Consider the following 25,149-nt stretch of genomic DNA (forward strand, 5'->3'; position numbering starts at 1 on the left):
CCTATACATGTAATTTATGATGAAAATACTCTTCTACATTAAAGAATATTTCACCATTTTGGTTTTTAAAAGTAAGCATACTTCTATCTAATTTATTAATATGGTCAATACCCATAACTGCCAAAACGACTTTTATCCCTTTTACGAGATTTATATGATAGTTGCCTATCTCCTTGCCCTCTTTAATAACAAGATATGAAGCTCTTTTCTTTTCATCTTGAGTTGCCATTCCAACAGGGCAAACATGTGAACCAAAACCAGAACACATTCTAGCGCGAATACATCCGCCACTCATCATAAAACCTCTGGCAATACCAACAGCATCTGCACCCATAGCTAAAGTGATTATTGCATCATCAGGAGTTAATATCTTACCACTTGAAACGATATTTATATCTTCTCTTACATTATATTTTTTAAGAAGAGTGTCAAGCACAAAAAGTGCATTGTTTGTAGTTAGTCCAACTGATTCCATAAGTTCCAGTGGTGCCGTTGCACTTCCACCTTCTCCGCTGTCAACTGTTATAAAGTCTGGCAAGCTTCTACCTGCAGATTTTCTAGCAGAAATTTCTCTAACCATCTCTTCTACGGCTTTAGAGTCCGAGATTACTATTTTAAATCCAACAGGTTTATTAGATAGTTTTTGTAATCTTTCTACAAAATCTAACAAATGAGAAGTGCTATCCGCAAAAGGAAAACGATTTGGTGAAAAAACATCTTTACCTTCAGGCACACCTCTGTAGTATGCAATATCAGCTGTAACTTTAGAGCCAGATAATTTTCCACCAGTCTGCTTCGCCCCCTGCGCAATCTTAATCTCTGTCATGCGGCAAAATTTCATTACTTTTTGATACTTAACTTCATCAAATTTTCCATCTTCATCACGAACCCCATAGAGTCCTGAGCCCATTTGAAAAATTATGTTTGGTAGATCAGATGGAACTTCTTTAGGAAAGGCTTCTATAGGTGCTTTCCAGTTTACACGAAAGAGTACATGTGAAGTTGTGTCATATATATATGTATTTTGAGTTTTTTTGTTTAATAAAACAGTTCTATACCATTTTAAGGCTCTTGGTGTATTAAATAGTAATTTTCCAAGTTTAAATATAAACTCTGCATAGGGACTACTTTTTACTATTTCTAGATAGTCACAGTTTTCAAGGTCAGGTTTATGAGTAAAAAGATGATTGGACGTAAGTGAACCTTCTCCTGTATTAATAGTTAAGTTTGAGTTTGCACCGGCTATAGAGAATGCACGGATGGCTTCAGGACTAAGTGAGCCATCACTCATGGCAGAACGGATAATTGGAGTGTGTGAAGTAAATGGAATCTCTCTGTTTTTTCCAAAAACAACAGATGTGTCATAACTTACTTCATTCTCATTTAGTACATTAGTTGCATGTTTAATAATAAATCTTGAACCTGAAAATGGCTGTGCAACTGAAAAAGATTTATAATTTGGTTTGTCTTTTGCTGCTGTGTAGACCCAGTCTACTTTATCTTTTGAATCATAAAATGTCTCTTCTGCAAAGTATTGACGCAGAGGTTCTCTTAACGCTTCAAACAGGTATCTGAAACGACCGATAACAGGGTAATTAATCAGTAGTGCATGTTTTCTCTGGATATATCTGTCATAAACAAATAATATAGCAATTAAAAAAACACCCGCTAATAAAAAAAACTCAATGAAATCTATAAAGATAGCCCATATAGCGTGTAGTATTTCCAATTAAAAATCCTTCAAAGGTATTGTTTGTTCTGTTTTATTTTCTAGATCTTTAATCCATACTGTGCCGTCTGCAATCTCATTTGAACCTATAACTGCGCAATATTTAGCATTAACTTTGTCAGCTGCCTTTAAATGGCTTTTAAGATTTTTTGTCTTGTAGTCACATGTAGCTTTATGGAGTGCTCTTTTTTTCTGAGTTAAACCAACAACTAAATCAATAGCTTCATCATCCATAGCGCCAAGATAATAACCACTTCTTACACTCTCGGGCATTACAATAAGCTCCATAAGCCTCTCAATTCCCATAGCAAAACCAACAGCAGGAGTAGGGCGACCATCTAAAAACTCAACAAGTCTGTCATATCTGCCACCACCAGCAATGGCACTTTGGCTTCCTATGTTATCGCTTACAAATTCAAAGGCTGTTTTAGAGTAATAATCAAGCCCACGAACTAAATTAGTGTCTATTTCGTAATCAATTCCATTGTTTTGTAAAATTTTCTTAAGAGTCTCAAAATCATCGCTACATGTAGGGCAAAGATTTTGTATAAGCTTTGGAGCACCAACATATAACTCTTGACACTTAGCATTTTTACAGTCAAGCACACGGATAGGGTTAGTATCTAATCTGCGGATACAATCTTCGCATATATCATCTTTGCACGCTTGCACAAATTTAACTAAGTTAGTGCGATAATCTGGCATACAGTTGTTATCACCAAGTGAATTCAGCTGAAGCCTATATCCGATACCAAGCTTTTTTAAAATATCGCTAACCATCATAATCATAGTAGCATCTTCATAAACGCTGTCAACGCCAAAACTCTCAACGCCAAACTGATGAAATTGTCTTAAACGACCCTTTTGAGGTCTCTCGTAACGGAACATTGAACCATGGTAAAAGTAACGGTATATTCCACCAGCTTTATCAAGTTTTTTTTGTACAAATGCACGAACAACACCGGCTGTCCCCTCAGGCCTAAGACAAACATCGTTTTCACCTTTGTCTATAAACTGATACATCTCTTTGCCGACGATATCACTAGATTCACCAACTGAGCGTTTAAAAAGTGCTGTTTCTTCCAGCAGAGGAGTCTCTATGAAATGAAAGCCATACTTTTGAGCTATATCTGTGGCTGTGTTGATAAAGTAAGTGAATCTCTCATAGTCTTCACTTAAAATATCATTCATTCCTCTTAGTGAATTAATCATTTTTATCCTTAGTAGTGCGCAATATTGTTTAATTTTTTATTTTTATGAAAGGATACCATTTTTAGCTTATATAATATATAGACTAAGGGTTAGCACTCCATATTTAGAAAATATTACAAATCTAAATATTTGTTTTAAAAATGGAGATTTAACCAATTGGATCTATATTAATGGACCTTAATTGATAACAAAGTTCCTCTTTAGTATTATTTAACTAAAAAATATATTGTTTTGGATAAAAATGAAAAAAACTTTTATTTTGTTGGCTGTAATAATTAGTATTAATTTGTGTGCAGACTCACAAGCTTTATTAAATCAAAACAATAAAGATTGTGAAGATGGAAATATGACTGGCTGTTATAACCTAGAAGTTTTATACTACAATGGTGAAATAGTAGTCCAAGACAAGAAAAAAGCCCAAGAGTTATATAATAAGTCATGCTATGGCGGAAATATTGATGCTTGTTTAAATCTTGGTTTTTTGTATTCTAATGGTTATGGAGTAGCAAAAGATAAGAAAAAAGCTTTTGAGCTATACACTAAAGCATGTGATAATAAAAATGCAGATGCTTGCTTGAATTTAGGGGTTTTATATTCTGAAGGGGAGGGAGTAGCCCAAGACAAGAAAAAAGCTCAAGAGTTATACGCTAAAGCATGTGATGGTGGAAATAATTCTGCTTGTTTAAACCTTGGATTTTTGTATTCAAATGGTTATGAAGTAGCCAAAGACAAGAAAAAAGCCCAAGAGTTATACACGAAAGCCTGTGATGCAGGCTTTATAAATGGTTGCTTTAATCTAGGAGTTTTATATTATCTTGGTGATGGAATTAAGCAAGACAAGAAAAAAGCTCAAGAGCTATACACTAAAGCTTGTGATGCAGGCTTTTTGAATGGTTGCTTTAATCTTGCATATTTGTATTTTTATAAAGAAGAACAACAAGTATCTATTTCAAGTTTTTTAGATTTTAATTATGCTCATGGAAAAACCGATGAGAAAAAGAAAGCTAAATATTTGTTTGAAAAAGCATGCGAGGGCGGTATTGCAAATAGTTGTTTTACCCTTGGGAATTTATTTTATTATAAAAAGAATGAAGATAAATTCGATATTTCATTTTTTTTAGATTTTAATTATAAAGAAGAAAAAGCTAAAGAGATAGAAAAAGCAAAAAATCTTTTTGAAAAAGCTTGCAACGGAGGGGTTGTTCAAGGGTGTGAAAATTATAAAAGACTAAGTAGTGATAGTTTCTGAAATAAATATAGATAGCGTTCAGGGGACCATTCAAAACTGTGTCAGTTGCTCTCCCTAGCTAAAGTCACACAATTTAAACATTAAATCTCTTTAAAGCAACGGCTTGAATATCTTCACTGGATTTTTTATTTTTCTTTGAGAATTCTGTGATAATTTCCATACCTTCTATTAGAGTCTCTAAATTTTCCTTTACTTCATGGTTGTTTAATATTAGACTCTCTGATGCGCTTATGGTTTTTGTTAATTCATTTTTTGTTCTATCTGCTTTTTCAACAAGATCTTTTGTATATTCTGAGACATGCAAAATCTCTTGAGAGTTATGCTCTAAATCACTTCCAATTTTACCTATGCTTTGTGTTATGAGATTTGTTGTTGCACTAATCTCTATAAGGCTTTTTTTTGTTTTATTGGCAAGTTGTTTAACTTCATCTGCAACAACTGAAAAACCCAATCCATGTTGTCCTGCTCGAGCTGCTTCAATTGCTGCATTTAATGCCAATAAATTTGTTTGATTTGCAATCTCATTGATAAAATTTATTACTTTTAAGATTTCACCAGCTTGTTCATTTAATTTATTCATGGCATGCACCGCATCATTTTGTTTCTCACTATTTGAGTCTATTTTTGACATTACATCTTTCATACTAGTTACTAATTCTGCTAAAACTTTATAGTTTTTTTGTAATCTAACACTATTTTCATTTGTCATTAAAAAGCTATTTTCTATATTCTCATTAGTGGTATAAAGAATATCTTTATTTTTTGATGATTGTTCTACTGACAATGAAATATTATTTATTAAATCTCGCACAACATCATCAAACTCTTTTGTGCCACTATTAATATTATGTAATAACTTTTGTGTTCTATAAATCATGAATATAATCAAAAACAGGGTTGTAAATACTATGAAACCTATTTTTAGTTTATAAATCTCACTCTCTTGTTGAAGATTTTGGGCATAAAGAGTCTCTGGAATTCTCATAAAAAGTTTCCAGTCACTCTCTCCAGTTGTATTAATTACCAATTCATGAAAGTTTGAAATATCTTTATTCTTGGCACTCACTAACGAAACAATCTCTTTATCTCGTCTATCTGCAATGTAGATATTATGTTTTGTGTTATACAAAACAAACTGACTAAACTCTTTTGGCATTGAAAAATCAATCTCTTTTGCCATTTTTTTATCATTGTCAGTAATTATTATAAAAGGGACACCAACTAGCAGAGATTCAAGCAAATTTTTTCTAAAAATTATAGAGATGATACCTTTTACTCTGTTCTGATCATTATAAAAAGGCACAGAGTATAAGATGCCAAAACTATCTTCTACGTTACCGGTTGATTTTGAAACATATTGAGTATTATCACAAGTTCTTAAAAGTGGCGAAAAAAGAGCAGGGATTTCTCCTAGATTTTTATAGTTGAATATTGGATATTTTTTCTTAAAATATTCAATTTGAGTCGGGTAATACAAGTATTCAGCTTCTTCAGCCTCCTCAGGAAAATCAGGATTTACTCTAGCATCATTTTCATTTTCTTGCTCATTTCCAATTGCCAGAGAGTCAAACATAAAAAAAGGAAATTGACCCTTTTGAAAATCAAGTCCATCAGCAACAGCATAGATTTCTGATACATTTACATTTGATACCAAATCATTATAGAGTTGTTGAACGGTTGCAAAAGCATCTTCTGAAAACCTCCCTGTAGATACAATATCCTCATCTTCACTTAATCTATTACCGCTATCTATCTGTCTAACAGATGGAAGTAGTGAAATTGTCCTTGCACTCTCATACATCTTCTTGAAAGCCTGTTCAATTTGTGTTTTTTTGTTTGAAAAATTAATTTCAACTTGCTCTTTTTTTATAAGCTCTTTATTTTTTATTGTGACTTGTTTATGTTCATTGTACACATAATATATGACGGTCATACCTAGTGATAATATAATGGAAATTATAATCAGAAGGTTTCTTATGTCTTTTTTCATCAATATTCCTCAAATTTATGTTTTAAAAATTTTTATTAATAAAACTAATCTTTAATATTATTTAATATCTCTATTGTTATATCTTCTCTACTTTTTGTTGCATCTATCTCTATAAGCTCTAAATTTAGGAGTTTCGTAGCTTCTATTAGAGCATCTTGAATTTCTAATAGGTATTTGGACCCTCTGAGTTCTATCCCATCTAGCTCTTTTTGAGAAAGTCTAAACTCTAGTTCTTCTTTTGTGAGTTTAAGCAAGAAAACTTTCTCTGGATAAATTCCATTTGTAGCAAAGTTGTTTAGTGAAACTAAATCTTTTTTGTCTATTTCACCTTGAACTAACGCATAAGCAACACCACTTACTGCACTTCTGTCAGATATAATCATTCTTGATATATTTGGCTCAATTACCTCTTTTATATGTTCCGCTCTATCTGCTAAAAAAAGTAAAAATTCAGCTTTTTTACTTTTGGCACGAGCGTTAAGAACCATCTCTCTTATCTCTTTGCCAATTTTTGTAGCCCCTGGCTCTTTTGTGATTATTGCATCTGGATAATACTTTGCTAAATTACTTATCTGCGTGCTTTTACCTGCAGTATCAATCCCTTCTAGTGCAATGTACATGATGTCATACTTCCTATAATTTTTTGAACTTCTTGCGGTAGCAAGTGCTCTGTTTTACCATTAAATTTCAGAAGATTTCTGACAATTGATGAGCTTATAAACGCATTTTGTAGTTTTGGCATAAGATATACAGTCTCAATGGTGTCATCAAGAGAATTGTTTAGATATCCAAGCTGGAGCTCATATTCAAAGTCACTTACAGCTCTTAGGCCGCGAATGATTATACTTGCATCGTGTGTTTTTGCAAGTTCAACAGTTAAGTTGTCAAAACCAACAACGGTTACATTGCTTAAACTTTTAACAGCTTCTTTAGTCATCTCTATTCTCTCATCAAGGGAAAACATTGGCTTTTTATCTTGAGAAATAGCAACTGCTATTATTACTTCATCAAAAAGTCTTAAAGCTCTCTCGATTATGTCGAAATGACCATTTGTTATAGGATCAAATGTGCCAGGATAAAGTGCTATTTTTCTCATTATTTCCATCTTTTGTATAAATTATTTTCTATATTAAGTAGGTCAAACCATTTCCCAATTATAAAATTTTCCATCTCGTCAAGAGTTTGTTGCTCAGAGTAGTAAGCCATAACAGGCGGTGCGATAATTACACCTAAGGTAGCTAGTTTTTGCATGTTTTCTAATGCTATTGCAGAAAATGGCATCTCTCTTGGGGCAAGTATAAGCTTTTTTTGCTCCTTAATCATAACACTAGCACATCTTGTTACAAGATTGTCCGAAATTCCACATGCTATTTTTGCAAGTGTGTTCATACTGCAAGGAGCAATAATCATAGCATCACTTCCAAATGAACCAGAGGCTATGCTTGCTGAGATGTCTTCATTCTCATGTACTGTAACACTCATCTCTTTATCCAAAACTATCTCAGAGTTTTTTGTCATAATAAAATGTTTATCTATATCTAACGGGAGTAGTTTAAGTACCTTAAGACCTAAGTTTACTCCGCTGGCACCACTTGTAGCTACTATTAACTTCATTGCATCTCCGCTCTATTTTTACCGGTAATTCTAACTTTAACTCTTGTCCCATTATTTTTTTGAACTCTTATGATGTCATTTTCTTTTCCATCCTGAAGAGCTTTGGCGCTGAAGCTTATTGTCATATGATTACTTTTTAAACTGACATTTATCAAAGAGTCTCTTTTTACAATATTAAAAGTTTCAACATCCCTAATGGTTAAAATTTTATTTTCAGATATGTGACGCTTACTTTGAAACAGACCTTTGGTTACATTTTGTATCGGCTTATCTACAAATTTATCCAAAATTATACTCTTTTTACTCACATTTAAAACTGATAGCTCTACATCTTTTTTTATCTTTTTTTTACTTATATACACTAAAACAGTAGCTGTAACATCATAGTTGAAAAACATTTTTTTATTATCTGATGTTTTAATATATATCACTCCGCTTCTTGATAAATAATTTCTGCTTCTAATGTTTACTGTGTAATTTTCAGGCAATGATACCAAATAACCTCTTGGCTCGATAAAAATATCTGTAATATTAATGTTTTCATATTTGTTTTGATAATAATTTTTTATTTTTAGTTCTATCTTTGATGTATCGATAGGACTTTTTAATACAAAGTTTGTATAACTGCTTTTTGAGCTAAACTCTGCATATCCAAGTTGTTTTAGCGTGTTTAATAAATCTTTTGTTTTTACTCTTTTTGTGTGTTTAGTGTTTTCAATTGAAAATAGTTTTGAATCATTTTTTACATTAGGAATTATATGTGAAAGATTGATAGTTTTTGTATTTACGTAGTAAGTTTCATCTAAAGTGCTGCTGGAATATAACGTTAAGTAGATAAAAAGTGAAAAAAAAGTTTTTGTTAGCATTTAAATAATCATCCAATATAAAATATTTTACAATTCTAACATTATTTAGTGTGATAACATAATTTAGTGTGATAACATAAAAAAGGTGGTACCAGAGAGGGGATTCGAACCCCTAAGCCTTGCGGCAGCGGATTTTGAATCCGCCGTGTATACCATTCCACCACTCTGGCATGAAAGAGTGGAATGATAGTGGTTTATAACTTAAAGTATTTTTAAAATGAATTGTAAATGCTTTTTTGTCGATATATGTCGCATGGAACTTAAATTGCTGTATAAATTAGATAAAGCATAAGTACAGTAAAATATTAAAGATTAAACGGAGGTGCATCATGAGAGTAACACCTAGCATGTACTACAAAAATGTGGCTGCAGAGGGCTCTAGAGCAAACGAGAGGTTGTTTGATGTAAATAAGCAGATTGCATCTGGACTTAAAATTCAATATGCCAGTGATAATATAGGTGTCTTTACGGATACTATGAGACTTGATAATGAGTTGATTACGCTAAATCAAGTCGCTAAAAGTGTTGAGAGTGGCTATAAAACTTCGGATCAGACGGATATTATTTTAAATGAGTTTGACACAAGTATGAATAGGATGAATACCCTTCTTATTCAAGCTGCCAATGGTACAAACGACTCAGTATCTCTTGATGCTATAGCTGCAGAGTTAAGAGGCCTTGAAGGTCATTTTATCAGCTTGGCAAACACATCTATTAATGGTCAGTATCTATTCTCTGGTTCAGCAGTAGACACAAAACCAATAAGTGCTGATGGGAAATACAAGGGAAATAATATTTCAATGAACGCATTTTTAGGATCGGGAGTGGAGCAACAGTATAATTTGACCGGTGCTGATCTATTTTTAGGTGAAGAGGTTCTTGTTAAAAGAGAAATTACAAGCAATGTTGTTCAAACTAATTTAAGTTCTAAATATCCTGACTTTACAGATGCGACAGTTACCGGAACTCCTACTACCATTTCAAGCAGTGATACTATTCGAGATTTGATGGGCGATACAGATAATTCTATAGTGCCTCCTAATAATCATTATTTTTACCTTAGCGGTACACAAAGTGACGGCACGGCATTTAAAAAACAGATACAAATGACAGATACCAATACAATAGATGATTTATTGATTGCAATAGGTGATGAGTATGGTAATGGGGTTGTAGATGTGGTTAATGTTTCAATGAACTCTTCAGGGCAGATTGTTATAGAAGATAAGCTGAAAGGTTCAAGCAAATTAGATTTTCATATAGTAGGTGCGACAGATTTTAGCGGTGGTGGCGCTGCAAATGTGAATAATATAGATTCATTGGATAGCGGTGAGACAAATTTTGATGAGATTATAAATCCAACTGTTCCTCCAGCTAATAATCTTTATGTTAAAGAGTTTGTTAAATCTCCATATAGTTCAGCTATTGCCGGCATCACGAATATTGATGCTCTCTTGTATGATAGAACACAGTTCAGTGTTTCAGGTAGTACAATTTCATCAAATGTTTCTCAAATTCTAAAAGATGACAATGCATTTGCAACTAATTCTACAAAACTTCATGAAGTTTTTTCTGGAGTCACTTATGATTTAGATGGAACCTATACTGGTGGTTTAGATGGAAAATCTTTAATATTACAAGGTAAAACCGTATCTAATACGGACTATAATGTAAGCATTAATCTTTTAGATGGAGGTTCCACATTTTCACTAGATACTGATAACGATGGTAACTATGATAACGGAACATATAATATTTTTAATATGGATAGCACAAGAGTAGCAACGCCAGCAAGTGAAATGACATATCGTCAACTTATGGATGTTGTAAACATGGCTGTAAGTGGTAATTTTCCAGCTACTGCACCAGGTAATGATACTCAGTATGATGCAGCAATAATGGCTTCAAATAATATAGGAAGTACCTCTCTGTCATCTGATGGTAAAATAAGTTTTTCTGATTTTAATATAGCTAGTACGAATGCTACTATAGCTATTTATGACTCAAATAGTGGAGATTTTACTACAGATGCATCTGTTGCAACATTTAATACAAATAATGCATTAACAATTCGTGACCCAAAAACAGATTTTTTTAAAACTTTAGGAGAAGTTATAACTTCTGTTGAAAATTATAAATTCCATCCAGATACTTCAAGTGGTGACATAAGAAGCATAGGGATAGAAAATTCAATTTCAAAATTAAATGATTTAAGAGATCATGTATCTAAATCTCATGCTCAAGTTGGAGCTCAGTCAAATGCTCTTACGTTTTCATTAGAGAGAACACAGATACTTGAAATTTCAACAATGTCGCTCCGTTCATCTGTAATAGATACAGATCTAGCTGAGGCATCTTTGCAGTTGACACAATTGACCAATAACTATTCGGCTATGCTGTATACAGTTGGTAAAGTTTCTCAATTAAGTCTGGTAAACTATTTATAATCTGGAACGATTTTGGCTATACTTCCTTAATTAACACTATTTATTTTTAAAGGCAGCTATAGTTTGAAAGATACTCTATTTATAATATTTTTTGGTTTACTGATATATCTTGGATTTGCTACGGCGCTTGGAGACAACACCATAATGGGTAGTTACGGAGCTACCTTCGCTAAATATAATCATGGCTATTTTGGGTATATATCTTACATATATATATTTGCTTCTTTAATACCTTTATATCTTTTTTATAAAAACACTGTACTAAATATAAGAAAATTTGAATTAGCAATAACATCATTTTTAATCTTTTTCTCTCTACTCTTAGCACAGGCACTCTTAGTAAGTGACAAATTAAGAGGAAGCATAGGTTCTGATTTTGTAGAGTTCCTCTCTCCATATATTGGATCATTCGGGCTTTGGATATTTTGGTTAATAATTACAATTGTTTCAATAGTAATAATACTTGATAAAAGCGCTCATGAACTGGTTGACATATTTTTAGGAAATATAAAAACTAAAATTGCAGATAAAAAAAGTCTTTCTAAAAATAAAAATTTAAATATTATAGAAAAAAGAGTTTCCTCCGTACCTGTGAAAGATGTTAAAGAGATAAAAAAAGTACATGTAACCCAAGAGATTGAAAAAATTGAACAAGAGTTTGAATCTGAGATAGACAAACCTGCATATCTAAGAAGAGAAGAGCATGTAGAGACTTTAAAATCATCAGTAGTTGATGATAGTGTAAATTCACAAGAAAAACCGCATAATATATTAGAGTTGGTTCACGAAATTAAAGAACAAAGTTCTGCAATTGTTGTAGATGAGTTGGAAGAAAATGCAAAGCTATTAGCATCTATTGAAAAGGGAGAAGTAGAAAAACCAAAAAATTTCACTCTCCCATCAGTTGATTTTTTACAAAAACCAAATTCTAAAGCACACAGTGTTGATGAGCGTGAGCTAGATGACAAGATAGGATTTTTGATAGAAAAATTAGCACATTTTAAGATAGATGGCGATGTAGTAAGAACGTATGCAGGACCAGTTGTATCAACTTTCGAGTTTAAACCTGCTGCAAATGTAAAAGTAAGTAAAATATTAAATCTCCAAGATGATTTAGCTATGGCGCTCTCAGCCGAAACTATCCGTATTCAAGCTCCAATACCAGGAAAAGATGTAGTCGGTATCGAGATACCAAATGCAACTGTTGATACTATTTATTTAAGAGATTTACTAGATAGTCAGATTTTTAAGGAATCATCATCACCATTGACTATAGTTTTAGGTAAAGATATAGTTGGAAAACCTTTTATAACTGATTTAAAAAAGCTCCCACACCTCCTCATAGCAGGAACAACGGGCAGTGGCAAAAGTGTTGGTATAAACGCAATGATTTTATCTCTTTTGTACAAAAACTCTCCAGATCAGTTAAGACTTCTAATGATTGATCCAAAAATGCTTGAGTTCTCAATATATAATGATATTCCGCATCTTTTAACTCCAGTAATAACAAAGCCAAAGCAGGCAATAGTAGCTCTTAACAATATGGTATTTGAGATGGAACGCCGTTATGAGCTTATGAGTGAAAACAGAACAAAAAATATTGAAAACTATAATGATAAAGTAAAAAAAGAGGGTGGTGAACACTTCCCATATATAGTAGTTATAATAGATGAGTTAGCTGACTTGATGATGACAAGCGGAAAGGATGTTGAGCACTCTATCGCTAGACTGGCGCAGATGGCAAGAGCTTCTGGAATTCACTTAGTTGTTGCAACACAAAGACCATCTGTTGATGTTGTTACGGGACTAATAAAAGCAAATTTGCCATCTCGTATATCTTATAGGGTAGGGCAAAGAATTGATTCTAAAATTATTCTTGACCAGCAAGGCGCTGAATCCCTTCTTGGCAAAGGCGATATGTTGTTTACTCCTCCTGGCTCTACCGGTTTAGTTCGTTTGCATGCACCATGGAGTACAGAGGCAGAAATAGAAAAAATTGTTGAGTTTATAAAATCTCAAAGAGCACCAAATTATGACAAAAGCTTTTTAGTGGAAGAGAATGAATTTAATAATTCTAATAATGAAACATATGAAGAGTTAGATGAGCTTTATGGTGATGCTAGAAATGTTATATTGTCAGATAGAAAAACATCTATTTCATACCTTCAAAGAAAGCTACAAATAGGTTATAACCGTTCAGCAAGACTTATAGAGCAGTTGGAAAATGAGGGTGTTTTATCTTCTCCAAACTCTAAAGGTATTCGTGAAATTCTCTAATGGCTAAACCACATTTTATTTTTACAAAGTACACAAACTCATTTAGTGTACATGTAGATAATTTAGAGCAACTATCAGTACAGCAGATACAACAGATAGAAGCATTTGTGTCTGAGCGTAACGGCATATTTGATTTTAACACGTATACATTTGTTATTAAAAAAAGATTAGAGTTTAATGAATTCATTCTATTGCTCGAACATATATTATTAGAAGCTGTTTGTGAAGAGAAAATTTTAAAAATACAACAAAAATCAAAAGTAGAATTTGGAAAATTTAAAGGAATGTTTTACTCAGATATTCCTGATGCATATCTTTTGTGGCTAAAAAGTAATTATAGAGGAAAAGATAGAAGCATAATAGAGGCCGAAGTGAGTTTTAGATCTATATAGTGTTACCAATATTAACAATCATCATATAAATAGATAAAAATATGTTTACTTTGGTAACACTGTTTATTTTGACCCTGCATATTCAGATATAATCCATAAAATTTAAATTAAACAGGAATGACAATGGCATTTATTGAAGAGTATAAAGCACATATTGCTGAGAGAGAATTACTTGGAGTACCAGCACTTCCACTTTCTGCTGAACAAACAGCAGAAGTGATTGAGTTAATTAAGAGTAACTGTACAGAAGAATTAGTGGATCTTATTACAAACCGTGTGTCACCAGGTGTTGATGATGCTGCATATGTAAAAGCTGCTTTTTTAAATGATGTTGCATCTGCAAAAGTAACTGTTAGCGGTATAACTCCTGCGCATGCAGTTAAAATAATGGGTATGATGCTTGGTGGGTACAATGTTAAACCAATTATTGATTGTTTAACTTCTACAAACAGTGAAGTAGTTGAAGCAGCTAAAGAAGCACTTAAGCACACTTTACTTGTTTATGACGCATTTAATGACGTCGAAGAGTTACATAAAGGTGGAAATGCTCATGCTACTGAGGTTATGACTTCTTGGGCAAATGCTGAGTGGTTTACTTCTAAACCGGCACTAGCTGAAGAGATCACTGTAACTGTTTACAAAGTTCCAGGTGAGACTAACACAGATGATCTTTCTCCAGCTTCTGAAGCATTTACACGTTCTGATATTCCATTACATGCTAATTCTATGCTTGTATCAAAAATGGAAGATCCTATTAACACAATCAAGTCTTTAAAAGAAAAAGGTCATACTATTGCATACGTTGGTGATGTTGTTGGTACTGGCTCATCTCGTAAATCAGGTGTTAACTCTGTTCAATGGCACATGGGTGAGGACATCCCAGGTGTTCCGAACAAACGTACCGGTGGCGTTGTTTTAGGTTCTCTTATTGCACCAATTTTCTTCGCTACATGTGAAGACTCAGGTGCATTACCATTAGAACTTGATGTTTCTGGTATGGAAACAGGTGATGTTGTAACTATTTATCCTTATAAAGGTGAAGCTCACAAAGATGGCAAATGTATCGCTACTTTTAAACTAAACCCTAATACAATTACTGATGAAGTGCGTGCTGGTGGCCGTATTCCACTTATTATTGGTCGTGGTCTTACTTCTAAGGCTCGTGGTGTTCTTGGTTTAGGTGCATCTGAAGTATTCTTAACTGCTGAGCAACCAGCTGATACAGGCAAAGGTTTTACTTTAGCGCAAAAAATGGTTGGTAAAGCTTCAGGTTTAGCTGGTGTTCGTCCAGGTATGTATGTTGAGCCTGAAACATCAACTGTTGGTTCACAAGATACAACAGGTCCAATGACACGTGATGAGATTAAAGAGCTTGCAGCTTTAGGTTTCTCTGCGGACTTCGTTATGCAATCATTTTGTCACACAGCTGCATACCCAAAACCATCTGATGTAATAATGCACCATACACTACCTGACTTTATTGCTAACCGTTCAGGTGTTGCTTTACGTCCTGGTGATGGAGTTATACACTCATGGTTAAACCGTATGGTTCTTCCAGATACAGTTGGTACTGGTGCAGATTCTCACACACGTTTCCCTTTAGGTATATCATTTCCTGGTGGATCAGGAATCGTTGCATTCGCTGCTGTAACTGGTTCTATGCCTCTTACTATGCCAGAATCAGTGCTTGTACGTTTTTCAGGTGAAATGCAACCAGGTATCACTTTACGTGACCTTGTAAATGCTATCCCTTACCAAGCGATTCAAGAGGGTCTTTTAACTGTTCCTAAAGCTGGTAAGATTAATATCTTTGCTGGTCGTATTTTAGAGATTGAAGGTCTTCCTGATCTTAAAGCAGAGCAAGCATTTGAGCTTTCAGATGCATCAGCAGAGCGTTCAGCAGCTGCATGTACAGTACTTTTAAATAATGAACCAGTTATTGAGTACTTAAAATCAAATGTAGTGCTTTTAGAGTCTATGATTGCTGATGGTTATGAAGATACACGTACAATACAACGTCGTGTTGATAAGATGAAAGAGTGGTTAGCTAATCCTACACTTATGAAACCAGATGCTGATGCAGAGTATGCAGCGGTAATCAACATTGACCTTAATACAATTACTGAGCCAATTCTAGCATGTCCAAATGATCCAGATAACGTTAAACTTTTAAGCGAAGTAGCTGGCACAAAAATTGATGAAGTATTTTTAGGAAGCTGTATGACTAATATCGGTCACTATCGTGCAGCTGGTGAAGTAATGCGTGGTGAGAGTGCAGTTGCAGTTGAAAAATTCTGGATTGTTCCACCAACTCGTATGGATGAGCAACAACTAATCAACGAAGGTTATTACGATGTATTTAAAGCGATAGAAGCAAATACAGAGATACCTGGATGTTCATTATGTATGGGTAACCAAGCGTCAGCTCGTGTCGGTTGTACAGTTTTCTCAACATCAACTCGTAACTTTGATAACCGTTTAGGAAAAGGAACTCAAGTTTATCTAGGTTCTGCAGAACTTGCAGCAGTATGTTCTAAACTTGGACGTATTCCTACGGTAGAAGAGTATATGGATATCGTTCCTGCAAAACTTGCAGGTAAAACAGATGATGTTTATAAATACTTAAACTTCAATGAAATAAAAGACTATAAGCTCGAAGCACGTACAACTGCGGAAGAGAAATACGGTGTTACTATTAAAGCTGTATAACCTTAAAATTCAAAAAACGACGCAACTTATGCGTCGTTAACCTCTTAGTTATTTAAATCTAATCTCTGATAATGTCAAAATATAGAGGGTAATTAGGGGTGAAAACTTTTAAATCAATAGTGTGATTTTGTTTTTGATTTTTGAAAATTATCTTGACTCTGTTTTCAAATTCATCAATATATGATATTGACTCTATTAGACTGTTGTTTTGAACTATTTTAAATACCGACTCTTTATATTTTGTCTCATATGTATTATTATTTATCTTCTTCGCATTTGAAATCATTTTAAAAAAATCAAAATTTGATTCGATTCTTTTTACAATAACTTGCTCAATCTCAGGCTCAACTATAGTAACTTCAAATTGAGTTATAAAAACGTTTTTTTTAACTGGTTCAATATAGTTCCATCTGGCATTTTGGGGTTTTGAGGCCAATATATGCCCACTGTAAGTTAATGTCTTATCTTTATCATCAGTTATGGTTTGTGTGAAATCTGCTTCAAAAGAGGTTATATCATTCATCGAGGCAGCAACATGAGTTATAAGTAGCATAGCTAATAGTAAATATTTCAAATAATTCCTTTTTGTTGAAAATTATATCAAAGCGATTGTTTACATATTATATAATATTAATAATAATAAAATTCATTTATAAATTTATGCAAATTGTTATTATAAGTGTGATAAAATCATAGCAATTTCAAAATTGCCATATTCTATAAGTTTTGGTGATGCATATAAGGTTGGAGATGCTACAAGCATTAATGGGTAAAGTATTTGGTACATCAAATGATAGAGAATTAAAAAAATATACAAAGATTGTAAATAGTATAAATGAGTTAGAGAGTAAATATCAAGCTCTAAATGACAGTGAATTAAAAGATGCTTTTACGGAGTTAAAAAATAGCGTATTAAAAGAGGAAAAAACCTTAGAAGACGTTCTAGAAGACTCTTTTGCTATAACCAGAGAAGCAAGTGTTAGAACGCTAAAGATGAGACATTTTGATGTTCAGATTATAGGCGGCATTGTTCTTCACGAGGGTAGAATTGCTGAGATGAAAACGGGTGAGGGTAAAACACTTGTTGCTACTTTGGCAATTGTATTGAATGCAATGACTGGTAAGGGGGTTCACCTAGTAACAGTTAATGATTACCTTGCTTCTAGAGATGCCAATGAGATGAAACCTCTATATGAGTTTTTAGGTCTATCGGTTGGTATTTTACTGGAGAATATGCATGATTCGTCTGTTAAAAGAGAGGCTTATTCAGCAGATATTACTTATGGAACCAACAATGAGTTTGGTTTTGACTACTTAAGAGACAATATGAGTTATTCAGCTGAAAATATGGTTCAAAGAGGCCATAATTTTGTAATAGTTGATGAAGTTGACAGCATATTAATTGATGAAGCAAGAACGCCTCTTATTATCTCAGGACCAACAAATAATACTATGCAAGACTATACAGATGCAAATATTATAGCTCTTACATTGGAAAAAGAGAAACATTTTACAGTTGATGAAAAAGATAAAGTCATTCTTATTACAGAAGATGGTATAACTAAAGCAGAAGAACTGTTTAAAGTTGAAAATCTTTATTCTGCAGAGAATTCTTCACTTCCACATGTGCTGGATCAAGCTTTAAAAGCAAATTATCTTTTTGAAAAAGATGTTGATTACGTAATTAATGATGGTGAAGTTGTGATTGTTGATGAGTTTACTGGTCGTCTCAGCGAAGGACGTCGTTTTTCGGAAGGACTTCATCAGGCACTCGAAGCAAAAGAGGGTGTTGACATCAAAGAAGAGACACAAACTCTAGCAGATATTACATTCCAAAATTACTTTAGAATGTATGATAAACTAGCCGGTATGACTGGTACAGCAGAGACTGAAGCATCAGAATTCGCACAAATTTACACTTTAGATGTTATATCTTTACCTACTAACATTCCAATTTCTAGAAAAGATTTAAATGATTTAATTTATAAAACAGAAGAAGAGAAATTTGCAGCTGTAATAGATACAATCAAAACCCTTTCAAAAACTGGTCAGCCTGTTCTGATTGGTACTGCTTCTATTGATAAATCTGAAGTGCTACATAGTGTTCTAAAAAAAGAAAAAATTGCTCATACTGTACTTAATGCTAAAAACCATGCACAAGAGGGTGAAATTATTAAAAATGCCGGTGCCAAAGGCGCTGTAACAATTGCAACAAATATGGCAGGTCGTGGTGTTGATATTAAAGTAAATGATGAAGTTAGAGCACTTGGTGGTCTTTATATAGTAGGAACAGAGAGACATGAAAATCGTCGTATAGATAATCAGCTTCGTGGTCGTTCAGGTCGTCAAGGTGATGCAGGTACAACACAATTTTATCTATCTCTAGAAGACAATCTTCTACGTATTTTTGGAAGTGATAAAATCAAATCTATTATGGAGCGTCTTGGTGTTGAAGATGGTGAATATATAGAGTCTAAAATGGTTACTCGTGCAGTTGAAAAAGCTCAGAAAAAAGTTGAAAATATGCACTACGAAGGTAGAAAGCAGATTGTAGAGTATGACGATGTTGCAAATGAGCAGAGAAAAATAGTTTACAAATTTAGAGCTCAATTACTTAATAGTGAATATAATATCTCATCTAAGATTGATGAAATTAGAGAAGAATATGTGGCACACATTCTGTCCAGTGCAGATATATTTGACGGTGGGGCCAAAGAAGATTTCAATTTAGAAAAAGTTTTTAAACTATTGCGTGAAGAGGTTAATTTAGAACTTAAGATAGATGATTTCTCTTCACTTGAATATGAAGAATTATTAGAGGCTTTAGTTAGCAGTGTTAAAAAATCTTATGATGATAAAATGAGTGTATTGGATGATGGAATTTCAAATGAAATTGAGCGAGAGCTATATCTTAAAGAGCTAGACAGTGCTTGGAGAGAGCATCTGTATGCTATGGACAATATGAAAACAGGTATAAGACTAAGAGCATACAATCAAAAAGACCCATTAGTAGAATATAAAAAAGAGAGTTTTAATCTTTTTACGGAATTAATTAGTGACATCAAGTTCAATACAATAAAGACTCTTCAAATAATTCAGTTTAGAGTTGAAGACCCTGAGCAAGAGGCTAGAAAGGTTGCTGAGCAGTTAGAGCTTCAGCGTAAACACGCAGCAGCTGCTATACAACTCAGTCACTCTGATAGTGATGATGAGTATGGTTCTAAAAAGATTTCAAGAAATGATACATGTCCTTGTGGAAGCGGTAAAAAATACAAACAGTGTTGTGGTAAAAGTGGTCCCAAGAAGGGTGTATTTGCCGGAAGCGGTGCTTTTTCTTCTTGAAAACATCGATAGTACCATATCTAGTAAAACGATTTTTACGATTTGACAGTGAGCAGCCATTTATTTTCTTGTCTGCATTACTTGCATTTCTAGGGATTTCCCTTGGTGTAATGGTACTTCTTATAGCTATGGCTCTTATGAATGGTTTCGACAAAGAGTTTAAAAAAAAGCTTACGATTATGAATTATCCATTGACAGTTATGCCAAAGTTTTTTGGCGCAGTTAATGAAAGTCTATTAATAGATTTAGAGAATAAATTTCCACAGCTTCATTTTAGTCCTTATGTTCAATCTGCTGTAATGGCTAGAAGTGGGACAAAGCTAGAGGGTGGCTATATATTTGGAGTAGATTTTAAAAGTGAAGCTAAAGTAAACAGTGTCGTAAATGACGCAATAAAAAATAGTGATTTTAAAAAATTTGATGTACTAATTGGCAAATCTCTTAAAGATGAATTCAATCTTTTTACAGATGATAGGCTTATGTATATTTTTACACAAGTAGAACCAGGTGGACTCTCTATAACTCCAAAAATAAAAAGATTTAAAGTTAAAAGTGTATTTGATTCAGGTCTCTCCGCATATGATAAAGCATATAGCTACACAACCCTCTCATCTCTTCAAACAATGTTGCATATGCCAACTGATCAGTACAATGGGATTCATATTTTCTCTAAAAATCCCGAAGTTGACATTATTGAACTAAAAAGCTTTCTTCCAAATAGCGTTGTTGTAAAGGGGTGGTGGGAAGACAATCTTAACTTCTTCGCAGCCTTGGAGTTAGAAAAGGCCTCTTTGTTTATAGTGCTTATGCTTATTATTTTAATAGCAGCTATAAATATTATATCTTCTCTTTTAATGAATGTCATGAATAGACGAAGTGAGATAGCACTGCTTTTATCACTTGGGGCTACATCCTCGGAAATTAAGAGAGTGTTTTTGTATTTGGGCATAGTGATAGGTATCAGCGGTATTTTAGTTGGTGTAATTCTTGGAATGAGTGGCTTATGGATACTGAGTACTTTTGATATAGTGCACTTGCCAAAAGACGTTTACCCTACATCTACGCTACCTCTTGATTTAAGTCTAAAAGACTTTATCCTTATAGTTGCTGGAGCATTCACAATAGTTGTTGCATCATCTTATTATCCAGCAAAAAAAGCGAGTGAAATAGATATATTAACTGTTTTGAGGAATGAGTAAACAGGTTATTCTTTTTTATCATCACCGCTTTTAAAAAGCTCAAACGGAAGCATCAGAGTTCTCTTTAAAATATTCAGTGGTGCTACCATTATGTCTTTTGCTACTTGAGTTGTCACTTCTGGATTGTCTAATTTTCCTCTTATTTTTAAAGAAGTAGAGATGCTGTCTTTGCCTAACAATATATATCCTACTATCGGTATTTTAGATATTGCACTCCCTAGATCAGTTTTCAAGTTCAAATCTATATTGATAGTGTTATTTTTTATACTGGCATTACCTTTGCCGATGATATCAATCTCTTTAGATTTTAGGTATAAATCACTAATTGTATATATGTTTTCATCAAAAACAAAACTCATATATGTGCTCTCAGCAGCCAGTCCGCTATTATTGTATCCAGGTAATGAAAATGTAGTTAAAGATGGAATAGTGTTAACGAATGCAAGTATGTTATTTAGAATCTTATAATCAAGTATAGTAGTGTTTCTAACAAAAATCATACCATTATGCTTATCCGGTCTACCATTTATTGCAAAGTCTAAAATACCACCTTTGAACTTCGAGCGAGCAAATAGATTGTCCATAAAAATATCACCAAAATCTTTTCCATACAAATGAAAGTTTCCATCACTGAACTTAAAGTTGGCATTTCCATCTTTGTGTGCTAGGCTTGCAGTTACAATATTGTTTTTGTACTTAAGATTAATATTGTCAGAGACCGCAGATCTATCCTTATTGAAATAGATATATGAATTTCTAGCTGTTAGTGATAACTTTAGATTGCTTCCGCTTTTGGTTGAGCTGTTTTTGTCAGATATGAAGTTTAGAATTTCATTGATATTTATACCAACACTCTCTGCTTTAATTGTTATATAATCATTTATACTTACATCAACGGAGTCATTTACTGTAAGAGAGAGTTTCCCGTTTTCACTCTGCAATTCCCCGTTTACAGTATAGTTTTTTATGGGTACATTGTCTTTTACTAAAATTTTATATTTGTATTCGCTGTTTACTGAAAATTTTATATTTTTATCATTTTCTTTTTTAATGATTGTAGAATTTCCATTAGTCAAGCCAAACTCTTTTAGAGCTTTGGAATTTTCAGCTATCTTCTCTAAAGAATTAAATCTCAACTTCCATTCATTATTACTCATCGTATAATCTAAATCGTATTCCTTGGAAGCTATCTTTATTTCTGAATTTTTTGATTCTACATCTAGTTGTATGGTTTTGTCAGACTTAAAAATTTCGCCTAGTGTAGAGTTTGCAAACTCTACACTATGAACATCTACGTTACCAATTGATTTTTTAAAATTGTAAACAGCACTAATCTTTGATTTTAATTTATCACTTATATTAAGCGAGAGATTATTTACAATGATGTTATCTGAATTTATATTCACCTTAGCATTATTAAAAGTGTAGTCAATGCTATCAATATCCAAAGTGATTTTTTCTTTTGAAGATATGGTGAAACCATTATTATAAAAAACATTTACAGATGCCGGTGATTGGCCTAACTTTATATTGTTATAGTTTAATTTTAGTAAGTCAATTTTCATATTAGCCTTAGCAGACTTTAGTAAAATTTTGCCCGACACGAGAGCTGTTGCAATTTTTGGAACCTCTACAAAAGTGATAGGAATTTGAGCCGTTAATTTTTCCATATCAAAAGGTATTTTCATTGAAGAAACTTTTAAAAGTTCATTTTTAAATATCCAATTTGAGTTGTCAATAGTTAGATAATAATTTTGTGGTGAAATAGAATAGGCTACATGTAGAGGCTCTGGAATATTTCGCAGTGTTAAACCTTTCTCTTTAAAAGAGAGCTTTTCAACTCTAAAATCTAAGATTCCAGAAGACTCGCGAGCATTAAAATACATATCTACATGTGAAGTTGCAATGTCTTTATACTTCGCAAGCATATTATTTATAGTAATGTATGAGTTATTTAATAATACATGTGCATCAAAGACATCTATATTTAAACCCAGGTAGTCTATTTGCCCTTTTTTTGCATAAAAGTCACCAACTGCTGTAACTTGTGCTGATCTTAGATTGATATTTAGTTCCAGATTTGTAGCTACTTCACCTTCTGTTTGTATAAACGGTAATCTTATTTTATATCTATTTAGTAAGCTTAACAACCCTTTGTCAACTTTGCCGTTAAATAGTAGGTAGAGTGAAAGTAGCTCCTCTTTTTTAGAAAAATCAATTTTCAACCAGCTTTTATCAAGAAAAAAACCATACGAAAACGCGTTTTGAGGTTTTATGTAAAGTATGCCATTTTTAAATTCCAAATCAGTATAAAGCGTATTTACGGGTTCCAGTTGTTTATCATAGGTGTATTTCAAATCATTTGCAGTAGCTTTAACATGTAAGTTTAGATACGTTTCGTCTACTTTGTCATACTCAAGCCAACCGTAAGCACTTCTAATTGATAGACTTGACATCTCAATAGCATCGTAAACCCAGTATTTGACGCTAGGATTCATATTAAACATATCGACAATATATCTGCTATTTTTTATATTATTTGAAGATTCTAATCTATAGGAAAGTTTTTCAGTATCACTTATTGCATATATACTTAAATTTGTGTCACTGCTTATGTCTAAGTTTAATGAAACAGCCAACTCTATCTTGCCAATAGTATTTAAGATTAGGTTTCCACTAGCATTAATATCTCTTTTCTTATCTGTAAATTTATCTATTTTGATGTTAAACATATGTGACTCAAAGAACATTGAACTCTCAAGCGAGAAGGTAGGAGAAAATGCAGATAAAAAACCATTTCCACCGTCAATATATCTAAAAGAGCCTTCCACATCATTAAATGATATTTTTTTTATAATAATTTTTTCAAACCAGCTATCAATATATACAGTGCTTTTTAAGACTTCTCTAAACATCTCATAGTCTATCTTAGAATCTTTACTGTTTTTTTCTTTAACAACATTAAATTCTTCTATAACTACACTTAGCTTTTCATCCCATTTAATGTATAATTTCTTAACTTTAATATTTGGAAGTGATATATCATCTATATACAGCCCATTTTGCAGAAGTATAAATATTATAGAAAGTGTTAATAAAATGAAAGAGAGAACACTAATTAGCATGAAGTGGATTTTTGAAATAGTATTAATAATAATTGTGTCGTTCATGTATTACCTAAATAAGCCTATAAATTCCCCAAAAGTCATCTATATACCTCAAGGTTCTATTAATAAGATTATAACACATTTGAGTGATAAAAATTATAATGTAAGTAAACTTGATTCACTGTTATTAAGAGTGATAGGCTCCCCTCAAAGTGGATGGATAAACATAGGAACAACACACAGTACAAGAGGCGATTTTCTATACAAGCTTACAACTGCAAAGGCAGCGCTTCAAGAAATAACTTTAATACCTGGAGAAACAACATACATTTTTTTAGATGAGTTGGCAAAAAATCTGAAACTAAATAGAACAGTATTGCAAAAAGAGTATGATTTGCAAGCCTTACATGTAGAAGGCGTTCTTGTTCCAAATACGTACTATTTGCCTATTGGAATAACTGAAAAAATGATAATTAAAATTTTGCTTGCTGAGTCACTTAATCAGATGAAAAATTTCTCTATTAAATTATTTGGCAATTACAATGAAAAGAAATGGTTTCATTTTGTAACAGTTGCCTCAATTATTCAAAAAGAATCAGCTAGTATTGAAGAGATGTCATTGGTAAGTTCTGTTATATATAACAGGCTTAAAAAAAATATGAAACTACAGATGGATGGAACTCTCAATTATGGTAAATATTCACATGTAAAAGTATCACCTCAAAGGATAAGAGAAGATAAATCTACGTACAATACATACGTGAATAAGGGACTTCCGTCGTCTCCGGTTTGTAATGTAAGTTTTGATGCTATTCGAGCAGCAATATTTCCTGCTAAGACAGAATACTTATATTTTATGAAATCAAATAATGGAACCCATGATTTTTCGCGTAACTATTCTACACATCTGAGCAACATTAAGCGTGTTACTAAAAGAAACAAAAACTAAATACATCTTATAAATAATGGAAGGTAGCTAAATATTATTTATCTTAGTGGTAGTATGTCACTATAAG

General features: G+C 32.9%; 17 protein-coding genes and 1 tRNA gene. 8 read left to right on the top strand and 10 right to left on the bottom strand.

Features of this window, described 5'->3' with window-relative positions; all coding sequences use genetic code 11:
* Position 1: 1 nt before the first annotated feature.
* Together HUE88_RS06190 and hisS are read right to left on the bottom strand one after the other, a co-directional pair.
* The gene (locus HUE88_RS06190; protein WP_194372145.1) at positions 2 to 1,729 is read right to left on the bottom strand and encodes an FMN-binding glutamate synthase family protein; all 1,728 of its coding nucleotides are present in this window, start codon (positions 1,727 to 1,729) and stop codon (positions 2 to 4) included.
* Positions 1,730 to 2,941 carry a histidine--tRNA ligase gene (gene hisS, locus HUE88_RS06195; protein ID WP_194372147.1) on the bottom strand — a complete coding sequence of 404 codons (1,212 nt, stop codon included), beginning with the start codon at positions 2,939 to 2,941 and terminating at the stop codon, positions 1,730 to 1,732.
* Between the two features lie 241 nt (positions 2,942 to 3,182).
* Between hisS and HUE88_RS06200 the strand changes: the two genes are divergently transcribed.
* Positions 3,183 to 4,190, top strand: a complete 1,008-nt coding sequence (locus HUE88_RS06200) for a tetratricopeptide repeat protein (protein ID WP_194372149.1) — start codon at positions 3,183 to 3,185, stop codon at positions 4,188 to 4,190.
* A gap of 73 nt (positions 4,191 to 4,263) precedes the next feature.
* Here HUE88_RS06200 and HUE88_RS14095 read toward each other — a convergent pair whose 3' ends face one another.
* The 6 genes from HUE88_RS14095 to HUE88_RS06230 all read right to left on the bottom strand — a co-directional run bounded on the left by HUE88_RS14095 (position 4,264) and on the right by HUE88_RS06230 (position 8,830).
* The gene (locus HUE88_RS14095) at positions 4,264 to 6,180 is read right to left on the bottom strand and encodes a methyl-accepting chemotaxis protein (protein WP_194372151.1); all 1,917 of its coding nucleotides are present in this window, start codon (positions 6,178 to 6,180) and stop codon (positions 4,264 to 4,266) included.
* Between the two features lie 44 nt (positions 6,181 to 6,224).
* Positions 6,225 to 6,800: a dTMP kinase gene (gene tmk, locus HUE88_RS06210; RefSeq protein ID WP_194372153.1), complete on the bottom strand. Its 576-nt coding sequence runs from the start codon at positions 6,798 to 6,800 to the stop codon at positions 6,225 to 6,227.
* Positions 6,785 to 7,276 (bottom strand): pantetheine-phosphate adenylyltransferase, encoded by a 492-nt coding sequence (gene coaD, locus HUE88_RS06215; protein ID WP_194372155.1) that lies wholly within the window; start codon positions 7,274 to 7,276, stop codon positions 6,785 to 6,787. Before coaD ends, tmk begins: the two co-directional genes overlap by 16 nt.
* Positions 7,276 to 7,794: a UbiX family flavin prenyltransferase gene (locus HUE88_RS06220; RefSeq protein ID WP_194372157.1), complete on the bottom strand. Its 519-nt coding sequence runs from the start codon at positions 7,792 to 7,794 to the stop codon at positions 7,276 to 7,278. Before HUE88_RS06220 ends, coaD begins: the two co-directional genes overlap by 1 nt.
* Positions 7,791 to 8,660 carry a flagellar basal body P-ring formation chaperone FlgA gene (gene flgA, locus HUE88_RS06225; protein WP_194372159.1) on the bottom strand — a complete coding sequence of 290 codons (870 nt, stop codon included), beginning with the start codon at positions 8,658 to 8,660 and terminating at the stop codon, positions 7,791 to 7,793. Before flgA ends, HUE88_RS06220 begins: the two co-directional genes overlap by 4 nt.
* 86 nt (positions 8,661 to 8,746) lie before the next feature.
* Positions 8,747 to 8,830, bottom strand: a tRNA-Leu gene (locus tag HUE88_RS06230).
* 159 nt (positions 8,831 to 8,989) lie between these two features.
* Between HUE88_RS06230 and HUE88_RS06235 the strand changes: the two genes are divergently transcribed.
* The 4 genes from HUE88_RS06235 (at position 8,990) to acnB (ending at position 16,485) form a co-directional block, all read left to right on the top strand.
* A complete protein-coding gene (locus HUE88_RS06235; protein WP_194372161.1) occupies positions 8,990 to 11,107 on the top strand; it encodes a flagellin N-terminal helical domain-containing protein in 2,118 nt (705 codons plus the stop codon).
* Between the two features lie 63 nt (positions 11,108 to 11,170).
* Positions 11,171 to 13,384: a DNA translocase FtsK gene (locus HUE88_RS06240; protein ID WP_194372170.1), complete on the top strand. Its 2,214-nt coding sequence runs from the start codon at positions 11,171 to 11,173 to the stop codon at positions 13,382 to 13,384.
* Positions 13,384 to 13,776, top strand: a complete 393-nt coding sequence (locus HUE88_RS06245) for a putative quorum-sensing-regulated virulence factor (protein WP_194372172.1) — start codon at positions 13,384 to 13,386, stop codon at positions 13,774 to 13,776. Before HUE88_RS06240 ends, HUE88_RS06245 begins: the two co-directional genes overlap by 1 nt.
* Before the next feature lie 123 nt (positions 13,777 to 13,899).
* A complete protein-coding gene (gene acnB, locus HUE88_RS06250; protein WP_194372174.1) occupies positions 13,900 to 16,485 on the top strand; it encodes a bifunctional aconitate hydratase 2/2-methylisocitrate dehydratase in 2,586 nt (861 codons plus the stop codon).
* A 58-nt stretch (positions 16,486 to 16,543) separates the two neighbouring features.
* On the opposite strand, the gene lolA is transcribed toward acnB, so the two are convergent.
* Positions 16,544 to 17,059, bottom strand: coding sequence for a LolA-like outer membrane lipoprotein chaperone (lolA, locus tag HUE88_RS06255; protein ID WP_229860171.1), 516 nt, complete (start codon positions 17,057 to 17,059; stop codon positions 16,544 to 16,546).
* Positions 17,060 to 17,235: 176 nt separating this feature from the next.
* Between lolA and secA the strand changes: the two genes are divergently transcribed.
* Together secA and HUE88_RS06265 are read left to right on the top strand one after the other, a co-directional pair.
* Positions 17,236 to 19,827 (top strand): preprotein translocase subunit SecA, encoded by a 2,592-nt coding sequence (secA, locus tag HUE88_RS06260; RefSeq protein WP_194372176.1) that lies wholly within the window; start codon positions 17,236 to 17,238, stop codon positions 19,825 to 19,827.
* A complete protein-coding gene (locus tag HUE88_RS06265; RefSeq protein ID WP_194372178.1) occupies positions 19,824 to 21,026 on the top strand; it encodes an ABC transporter permease in 1,203 nt (400 codons plus the stop codon). Before secA ends, HUE88_RS06265 begins: the two co-directional genes overlap by 4 nt.
* Before the next feature lie 5 nt (positions 21,027 to 21,031).
* Here HUE88_RS06265 and HUE88_RS06270 read toward each other — a convergent pair whose 3' ends face one another.
* A complete protein-coding gene (locus tag HUE88_RS06270; RefSeq protein WP_229860172.1) occupies positions 21,032 to 24,151 on the bottom strand; it encodes a YhdP family protein in 3,120 nt (1,039 codons plus the stop codon).
* Between HUE88_RS06270 and mltG the strand changes: the two genes are divergently transcribed.
* Positions 24,075 to 25,082, top strand: coding sequence for an endolytic transglycosylase MltG (gene mltG, locus HUE88_RS06275; RefSeq protein ID WP_430733202.1), 1,008 nt, complete (start codon positions 24,075 to 24,077; stop codon positions 25,080 to 25,082). The two genes, HUE88_RS06270 and mltG, sit on opposite strands and share 77 nt — an antisense overlap.
* The last annotated feature ends 67 nt before the right edge of the window (positions 25,083 to 25,149 follow it).

It is taken from the genome of Candidatus Sulfurimonas baltica, from assembly GCF_015265455.1.
GTDB lineage: Bacteria > Campylobacterota > Campylobacteria > Campylobacterales > Sulfurimonadaceae > Sulfurimonas > Sulfurimonas baltica.

What these genes read in the sequence shown, in the direction of transcription:
- hisS (WP_194372147.1), bottom strand. Translation starts at nt 2,941, where the DNA reads ATGATTAATTCACTAAGAGGAATGAATGATATTTTAAGTGAAGACTAT.
- HUE88_RS06200 (WP_194372149.1), top strand. Translation starts at nt 3,183, where the DNA reads ATGAAAAAAACTTTTATTTTGTTGGCTGTAATAATTAGTATTAATTTG.
- HUE88_RS14095 (WP_194372151.1), bottom strand. Translation starts at nt 6,180, where the DNA reads ATGAAAAAAGACATAAGAAACCTTCTGATTATAATTTCCATTATATTA.
- tmk (WP_194372153.1), bottom strand. Translation starts at nt 6,800, where the DNA reads ATGTACATTGCACTAGAAGGGATTGATACTGCAGGTAAAAGCACGCAG.
- coaD (WP_194372155.1), bottom strand. Translation starts at nt 7,276, where the DNA reads ATGAGAAAAATAGCACTTTATCCTGGCACATTTGATCCTATAACAAAT.
- HUE88_RS06220 (WP_194372157.1), bottom strand. Translation starts at nt 7,794, where the DNA reads ATGAAGTTAATAGTAGCTACAAGTGGTGCCAGCGGAGTAAACTTAGGT.
- flgA (WP_194372159.1), bottom strand. Translation starts at nt 8,660, where the DNA reads ATGCTAACAAAAACTTTTTTTTCACTTTTTATCTACTTAACGTTATAT.
- HUE88_RS06235 (WP_194372161.1), top strand. Translation starts at nt 8,990, where the DNA reads ATGAGAGTAACACCTAGCATGTACTACAAAAATGTGGCTGCAGAGGGC.
- HUE88_RS06245 (WP_194372172.1), top strand. Translation starts at nt 13,384, where the DNA reads ATGGCTAAACCACATTTTATTTTTACAAAGTACACAAACTCATTTAGT.
- acnB (WP_194372174.1), top strand. Translation starts at nt 13,900, where the DNA reads ATGGCATTTATTGAAGAGTATAAAGCACATATTGCTGAGAGAGAATTA.
- secA (WP_194372176.1), top strand. Translation starts at nt 17,236, where the DNA reads ATGCTACAAGCATTAATGGGTAAAGTATTTGGTACATCAAATGATAGA.
- HUE88_RS06270 (WP_229860172.1), bottom strand. Translation starts at nt 24,151, where the DNA reads ATGCTAATTAGTGTTCTCTCTTTCATTTTATTAACACTTTCTATAATA.